This window comes from Paenibacillus planticolens (assembly GCF_013141725.1).
Lineage (GTDB): Bacteria > Bacillota > Bacilli > Paenibacillales > NBRC-103111 > Paenibacillus_E > Paenibacillus_E planticolens.
In genome coordinates this window covers 124,553-131,981 of record NZ_WHNZ01000081.1, presented here as the reverse complement: position 1 = coordinate 131,981, position 7,429 = coordinate 124,553, and the positions used below count along the sequence as shown (strand labels likewise).

The 7,429-nt window shown below is 46.4% G+C and carries 6 protein-coding genes; all 6 read right to left on the bottom strand.

Translation table 11 applies throughout. The features are described 5' to 3' along the window. Nucleotides 1-124: 124 nt before the first annotated feature. A complete protein-coding gene (locus GC097_RS31350) occupies nucleotides 125-943 on the bottom strand; it encodes an inositol monophosphatase family protein (protein WP_171687187.1) in 819 nt (272 codons plus the stop codon). Nucleotides 944-971: 28 nt separating this feature from the next. Beyond that, nucleotides 972-1,889 carry a ComEC/Rec2 family competence protein gene (locus tag GC097_RS31345; RefSeq protein ID WP_171687186.1) on the bottom strand — a complete coding sequence of 306 codons (918 nt, stop codon included), beginning with the start codon at nucleotides 1,887-1,889 and terminating at the stop codon, nucleotides 972-974. 32 nt (nucleotides 1,890-1,921) lie between these two features. Beyond that, nucleotides 1,922-3,004, bottom strand: a complete 1,083-nt coding sequence (locus GC097_RS31340) for an ABC transporter ATP-binding protein (RefSeq protein ID WP_171687185.1) — start codon at nucleotides 3,002-3,004, stop codon at nucleotides 1,922-1,924. A 12-nt stretch (nucleotides 3,005-3,016) separates the two neighbouring features. Beyond that, nucleotides 3,017-4,663, bottom strand: coding sequence for an ABC transporter permease (locus GC097_RS31335; protein ID WP_171687184.1), 1,647 nt, complete (start codon nucleotides 4,661-4,663; stop codon nucleotides 3,017-3,019). An 86-nt stretch (nucleotides 4,664-4,749) separates the two neighbouring features. Beyond that, nucleotides 4,750-5,862, bottom strand: a complete 1,113-nt coding sequence (locus tag GC097_RS31330; RefSeq protein ID WP_171687183.1) for an ABC transporter substrate-binding protein — start codon at nucleotides 5,860-5,862, stop codon at nucleotides 4,750-4,752. A gap of 29 nt (nucleotides 5,863-5,891) precedes the next feature. Further along, a complete protein-coding gene (locus tag GC097_RS31325; protein WP_171687182.1) occupies nucleotides 5,892-7,226 on the bottom strand; it encodes a hypothetical protein in 1,335 nt (444 codons plus the stop codon). Nucleotides 7,227-7,429: the final 203 nt, after the last annotated feature.

Below are 7,429 nucleotides of genomic sequence, written 5' to 3'. Positions count from 1 at the left end.
TCTATTTGCGCCGATCTCGTGAGAATCTACGAAATCCGGTCAAATTAACGGGAGTTTTTCCTTTTATTTTCCATGCAAGATCAACTTTCGAGCAATTTATAGTGAGTTTTGCAGTTAATAAGCTTCACTGCAAGACAGAAATCAAGGCCTGATGAAGGGTAGCATTGGATGCAAGCAAGGTGTTATCGCTTAATGCAAAGGGTCTTCCTTCTATATTCGTTATCGCTCCGCCCGCTTCTTGCAGAATGACCATGCCCGCGGCGACATCCCAAGGATACAGTCCGTCATGCCAGAATCCGGTCAACCGTCCAGACGCCACTAGACATAAATCGAGACTGGCAGCCCCCATAATGCGTACGCTTCGGACTACGCCCGTCATTCTTCCTATTTGCTCTACAACAACGGAGTTCGGTTTCCAGTCAATGGCTTGAAACCCTGTTGCCAGCAAGGCTTGACCGAGTTCCTGCTCCTTCCCTACTTGAATGGTTTGTCCGTTCAGAAAGGCCCCTCCCTGCTTTCGAGCGGAGTAGAGTTCATTCGTGACAGGATTATAAACGACTCCGCATATCGGAACTCCATCTCTCACAATGCCTACAGAGATTGCAAAATGAGCAATGGCATGGATAAAGTTAATGGTCCCATCGATGGGATCTATGATCCATCCGTAACCCGCAGGAGGCTGCAGCAAAGCGCGATGGGAATCTTCCCTGCCCCCGTCGTTTTCTTCTGACAAAATCCAATGATTCGGATAATCGCGAATAATTTGCTCACGCAGCAGCTGCTCGCTTCGCACATCCACTTCCGTCACCAGATCGGCTTGATTCTTCTTTTCTTGTATGTTCAAGGGCTTATGAATGAGATTCATAATCAGTCTGCCCGCTTCCTTCACATACCGGATTGCATCCTGCATCATTGCGTCTTCATACGCTAATTGCTCGTTCATCATGCTCTCCTTCTTATAACAGTCTATTTTAAAACCCGATTCGGATAGGAACCGATCCGTTGTCTATAAAGTGCGGTTTCCCTTTCGCATAACTTCCAGTTACATAAAAGGATGCGTTTGTACAGGAGCGGAGCTTCTCCCAGCTCATCTGAAATTCTTGGGATCTCTCCAAGCAAACGGGAATAATACAGTGTTCAGGCTGAATCCACGATAAAATCCGGCTATTGAAGCCATCTTCCATCCCATGATGAGAAACTTTCCAAATTGTGCTCCTAATATCCGTTCGCTGCGCGATTGCCTCCCACCCTGGCTCCAACTGATCCCCGCCGAACAGCACACTGGCATTTGGCTCTTCCATCGAACTAAGCCGAATGACAGAACTATCATAATTAGATAATTCAAAGAATCGCGGTAAGTTCTCAAGCACATGAACGTCCATAAGAACGTCGTAGGCTGGAAGAGGATCTTCTTTCCAAGGATACAGATGCGATAAGGTCATGCCCTCCTCCGACCAGATAACAGACTCCTCGTTCGACCCGTATTTGCTGCGCCAAATGATTTCAGTACCCTGATCCGTTAAGACTTGTATTAAATCTAGATACGATGCCAACATCTCATAAACTCTCCAAGAAAAAGGATCCCCTTGCTCATGAACCGCTTGTTTCGCTGGAAGATCGTAGGGCTCGTACGGAAGAACCGCTTTGACAACCGTTTTGGCTCTAGCCACATCCAAGAGTCCGTTGATGTGATCTTCGTGGATATGGGTGAGAATCATCCAATCCAATCGATTCGTCTGATTCCGATTCATCCAAGATAACGGATGGTCCCGATCCTCGGAGAATGTACCGTCTCCCCCGTCAATTAAACAAAGACCGCCGGAAGGCAGCTGAATAAAGTGGGCATCTCCCCACCCGACATTTAAAAATTCAACTTTAGCGCCAGGCATAATCCTACCACCTCTATGATTAATGTATGGCCTTACTTTTCAAACGGCAGCAGATGAATTTTATGCTTATCCACCGTTAAACAAACATTGCCCTGCAGGTAGCCGCGCACGATCGGACTGGAGTCATCGACAATCAACTGAAAGGGGGAAGCATCGACCCAATAGCGAATCATTCGTCCCAGAAAGCTGCTTCTTTGTATCTCTCCGTTCCACACATTATCGCCGGCGACAGGGTTCTCGTTTATGGAAATGCATTCCGGTCTAATCACTAGCGTCACTCGTTCACCAGCCCGATATGGATACTTGCTCCGATGAACCCTTAACAAAGCATCTCCGCATTTGACAACCAAATCATCCTTTTCTTCAGCCACAACTTCACCATCAATAAAATTAGCCGTGCCGACAAAATCAGCTACGAATTTACTTTCAGGCTTAAAGTAAATGTCCCAAGGATCCCCGACTTGACTGATACGCCCTTTATTGAACACCGCTATTCGGTCTGAGACCGATAAAGCTTCATCTTGATCATGCGTAACAAAAATAGCCGTAATGCCTAGCCGCTGCTGCAGCTCTCTTAGTTCATTTCTCACTTCCACTCTCATTTTGGCATCCAAATTGCTGAGCGGTTCATCCATGAGCAGAACCTTCTGCCCCATAATGAGCGCTCTGGCAAAAGCGACACGCTGCTGTTGTCCGCCGCTCAACTCTCTGGGAAGCCGGTCCTGTAAGCCTTGAAGCCCAAACATACTGAGCATGGTACCCACTTTATCCTTCGCTTCTTGACGGGAAGGCTTCTGCAGCTTTAAACCATACGAAATATTCTCGTAAACCGTCATGTGGGGGAAAAGCGCGTACTCCTGAAACACTAACGGCGTATTTCGCTTAAATGCGGGCAGACCATTGACCCGGTTTCCTTCTATATAAATGTCGCCCGCGTCCGGTTCATAAAATCCGGCGATCAGCCGCATTAATGTCGTCTTTCCGCATCCGCTTGGCCCGAGAAATGTAGTGAAACTGCCCTCGGGAATGTCGAGAGACACTCCTCTGATCGCCTCGAAGTCTCCGAAGCTTTTGGATACGTTAGTAAATTGGATCATCGGTTTCACCGTGTTCATCGTTTCCCCACCTTAAAGTTCTATCGATCTGCCTTGCTTTTTCAAGAAAAATTCAGCTAACGCCAGCACAACGAAAGCAATGGAAATGAGGACAATCGTAAAGGCGGATGCGCTGCCCCATGCTCCGTTTTGGACCAATCCAAGAATGGACACCGTTCCTACGGAAGTCTTCGCCGAATAAATGAAAATAATGACGCTTAAACAGGTCACGGACCGCAGAAAAGACACGACAATTCCCGATAAAAACGGTCCTTTCAGCAAAGGAAGCATAATTTTCCTAAATGTCGTAAAATTGCTCACGCCAAGATTATGCGAAGCCTCTTCCAGTGCCCCGCTGATCTGCTGCAGACCTGCAAGGCTGGCGCTATAACAGGTCGGCAAATTCCAAAACATGAGCGCAAGAACCATGATCAAAGAAGTTCCCGTCAGCAGAAACGGTTTTTCATTAAATGCCATAGCAAAACCAAGTCCTAGGAAGACTCCCGGAACAGCTCCCGGCAATATCGCCAAAAAATCAAGCAGCCGGTTGATGCCTACACGCTTCCTTTGCACAATATAAGCTAATGGGAGGGCAAAGAAACCGGCCGCTAGCGAAGCAAGCAAAGCGTATTTCAAGCTGTTGTAAATCTCTCGCCCTTTTGCTGTAACATAATGAATGTTTTGCAAAGTGAACGACCAATCATATCCCCATGTCTTGGTGAAAGCGCCATAAAACAAAACGCCATAGACAGAGAGAACGATTAATGTGATGAGCATGCAGAAGCCAAACAAACTCCATTTAATGCCGCTGGGGAGCGGAAAATGGTCGAGGGAAGTTTCTTTGCCCGTCACGGTGACATAGGAACGTTTGCCAACCCAGGCTCTGTTCCACACAAAAAGACCAAGCGCAGGAATCAATAGCGCTGTCGAAAGCACCGCAGCCGAATTCAAATCGAACAATCCAGACATTTGCATGTAAGCCTCAGTCGGAAGAACCGTGAAGTTCCCGGCTATGATCATGGGATTGCCAAAATCCGCCAGAACACTCATCGCTGTAATCAGCGCTCCGCCTGCAATCCCCGGCCTGCACAAGGGAAGGAATACCTGCGTAAATACTTGCCAATGCGTAGCTCCGAGATTATAAGCGGCATACTCCAAGTTGTTGGAGGTCGATTTCAAAACGCCATGGATAACCGCATAAGCATATGGAAAAAAAGTCATCGTCTGAACCAGCCAAAGGCCGTGCCAGCCGTAGATATCAATATTAACGTGCAGCACATATTTCGAAATGATGCCCTGTCTGCCAAAGAGCAGAATATAGGAAAGTGCAACAATGAAAGGAGGGGAAACGATAGGCAATATCGTAATAAATTTGAAGAGACCTTTAAACGGAACTTTGAGTCTTGTAATCGTATAGGCAAAAATAAACGCAATGACCGTACAGGAAACGGTTGATATGACTGTCATAAACAAGCTGTTCAAGGCAGCATGATACCATCGCGTGTATGTAAAGAGCTTAAGATAATCCTCAAATCGCGTGAAGCTTACCACTTTCATAATCGGCCAAACGACAAAAAAGCACGTGATCAGAATGGTTGCTGCCACACCCAAAGCTAAAACGGGTTCATTTTTTAACCTCTTTATTTCCGCCCAGGTTTCCTTGACAGTAGTTGAACTCAAAGCTTTTCACACCTTTCGGTTAGATGCATGCACCTCCCCCTGCTGATTAGCAGCAAGAGGAGGCGATCAAACATGTTCTACAGCATTTATTTGTTTATCATTTCAGTAAATTTCTTCACAACGTCCGGTTTCATTTGAGAAGCCTTTTCCCTGTCGTAGTTGACAAGTTTAACATCCTCAATCTTGATCATGCCTTCCGGCGGTGCAACGTCTTTTCTGACCGAGTAGCGATTGGACATTTTCGTATTCATTTCCCCAACCGGTTTGGTTAACAACCAGTCCACGAACTTCTTGGCATTATCCGTATTCGCGCCACCTTTCACAATGCCAGCACCGCCAATCTCAAATGCTGTTTGCTCAGGAACGATGACTTTAATCGGATACCCTTTTTGAGCGGATTTGACAATATCATGCGCCCAAGACATCGCAGCTACGAACTCGCCTGTAGCCGTAAGCGTAATTCCGTCGCCGGCAGCAGGTGTGTAATGATGAACATTGGTGTTAAGCTTTTTCAAATAGTCCCAACCTTTTTCTTCGCCCAACCGGAACATTTGGTCAGCAACGAAGATATAACCGCCGCCAGCTGTAGCAGGATTGGACGTAAGGAACAAGCCTTTATAAGCAGGGTCAAGCAAATCGTCCCATGTTGCTGGCTCTTTAACGCCTTTCGGGGCAAGCTCTTTTTGGAATCTTTCCTTGTTCAGAACGATACCCAGTACGCCCATATACCATCCTTGCCAGTAGCCTTTCGGATCATTGAATCGTGACTCAATATCCTTGGCGTTAGGGGACGTGTATTTCTCAAGCAAGCCTTGTTGAGCAAGCGGCTCATAGAACTCAACCGATCCGCCTACAAAAATATCCGCTTTAGGCGTAGCCTTCTCTGCTTGAATGCGCGTGCTAGCCTCTCCAGCGCCGCTTAAACGCAAGTATTCAATCTCAATGCCCGTATCTTCTTTAAACTTCTTTTGAATTTGCACAATATCATCTTCGTTTAATGCCGCGTAAACAACCAATTTCTTCGATTCTGGAGCCGTCGTAGCTTTGGCCGGCTCGCTGCTTGCCGTACTCGCCGGGGCCGTCGTTGGCGAGGCAGCTTGCTTACTGGTGCCAGCCCCACAACCTGTTAAAACCGTCGTTAACATAAATGAAGCTGACAATAACAAACTTAGCGTACGTGCTTTGGGTTTCTGAAACATTTCCATCCTCCTAGATCATCTCTCTTTTTTTATTGAGCAGAAACGACTGCCGATACCTTGGCTTGACCATTGCTTGTTAGAGCATCGGTCCATGTTTTCGTAGTTCCAGGCGCTACAACTGCTGATAGATAACCCATATCATCATCGCCGGATGTGCCATCTGAATCATAGACATGAATTTCAACATTGGTATTCGATGGTTTCGCTACATAAACCGTATTGTAGTTTTCTGAGAAGTTAGGACCGAACTCCGCATCATTAGCACCAAAAGCAATGTTAAAGATTTGATTCTTAGGAGCATCGTTTTTCTTCCAGAATCTAGCATCTGTCTGACCCTGGCCGTTGACATATGCTTTTATGTACACATCGCTTTTACCGCCGAACGGGTCACGATCTTCCAAACTTTGTACATTTTGGAGAACGATTTTATGGGAAAAGTAAGGATTAACTACATAAGTATGTGAAAAATTACCTAAACCATTGAGGTGCACATCGACTTGGTGAGCCGGATCCGACCAGTTCATTCCCTGCAAAGCCGGGCCGTCATCGCTGTCATCCCAACCCCATGGCGCATTCGCAGAATTGGCCGTATGGTTATTGCCTGCGATTGTCCCCCAAGATGAGAAAATGTTAGGGTCGTTCCTGCGATTCCAAAGATCGCCCCATTCAATCAATGCGTAGCCGTAGTGGTTCGTATAGCTGCCCGATGTGTTAGTCGGGAATTGCGCTGTACCTGTGTAGTCGTAGACGATTCCATCTCCGCCCGGAGCGCTTGATCCGTCATATGCCTTGACGCCATGCCCGCCGCTTGGACTTTGTCCGTTCGCTTGGCAGAACACCTTGGGATGGCTTCCGTTGAACAGAACTCCTCCGTCAACATTATCCGAACCTGATGTAATGCTAGGATCATTCGTATAATCGTACCATTGATTATGTGCCATGGTTTCCATCAACTGGAAGGTGCCATAAGTGGATCCATCTTTCCTGATGACAAGGAATAAGCCTTCGAAGTCATTTTCATGCGCATCCAGAGGTCTTGTGTAAGCATCGTCCCTGGCATGGAACAGGTCGTACTCAATAAAGTAATGCGTTAACGTTTCGGAAACTTTGTAGTAGACATAAGCATTTTCATTGTAATTCAAGAGATTATCCCAGTTATTCAGCGCCAGATAATCGCCGTCATAATTGAAATTGGTAATAAAATCTGCGCGCACGTCAAGATCAGCGTTCACATCTTGATAAATTTGAGGCGCCCAGTGCGCCGCCAGCTCCGAATAACTTGCGGCATGAGTCGTGATCGCATTCGTGAAGAAAGGAATAATTAAAGTTAGTACTGACATGAGACTTAAAACCAATTTCTTCATCAGATATTGCCCCTCCGTAAAATCAATTTATTTTCAATTCATTTTGGAGTCGTACTTAACGAAGTTTGCTAGTCTCTTACTTCGCAAAAATCATTCCGCCCTCATGTTGGCAATCCCTCCTTCCATCAACTTGTCGAACGCATGCTGTCTGACATCTAAAATTATAGGTAAGATAACTCGCCTGTGTCAATCGATCCAATGTT

What these genes read in the sequence shown, in the direction of transcription:
- GC097_RS31350 (WP_171687187.1), bottom strand. Translation starts at nt 943, where the DNA reads ATGAACGAGCAATTAGCGTATGAAGACGCAATGATGCAGGATGCAATC.
- GC097_RS31345 (WP_171687186.1), bottom strand. Translation starts at nt 1,889, where the DNA reads ATGCCTGGCGCTAAAGTTGAATTTTTAAATGTCGGGTGGGGAGATGCC.
- GC097_RS31340 (WP_171687185.1), bottom strand. Translation starts at nt 3,004, where the DNA reads ATGAACACGGTGAAACCGATGATCCAATTTACTAACGTATCCAAAAGC.
- GC097_RS31330 (WP_171687183.1), bottom strand. Translation starts at nt 5,862, where the DNA reads ATGTTTCAGAAACCCAAAGCACGTACGCTAAGTTTGTTATTGTCAGCT.
- GC097_RS31325 (WP_171687182.1), bottom strand. Translation starts at nt 7,226, where the DNA reads ATGAAGAAATTGGTTTTAAGTCTCATGTCAGTACTAACTTTAATTATT.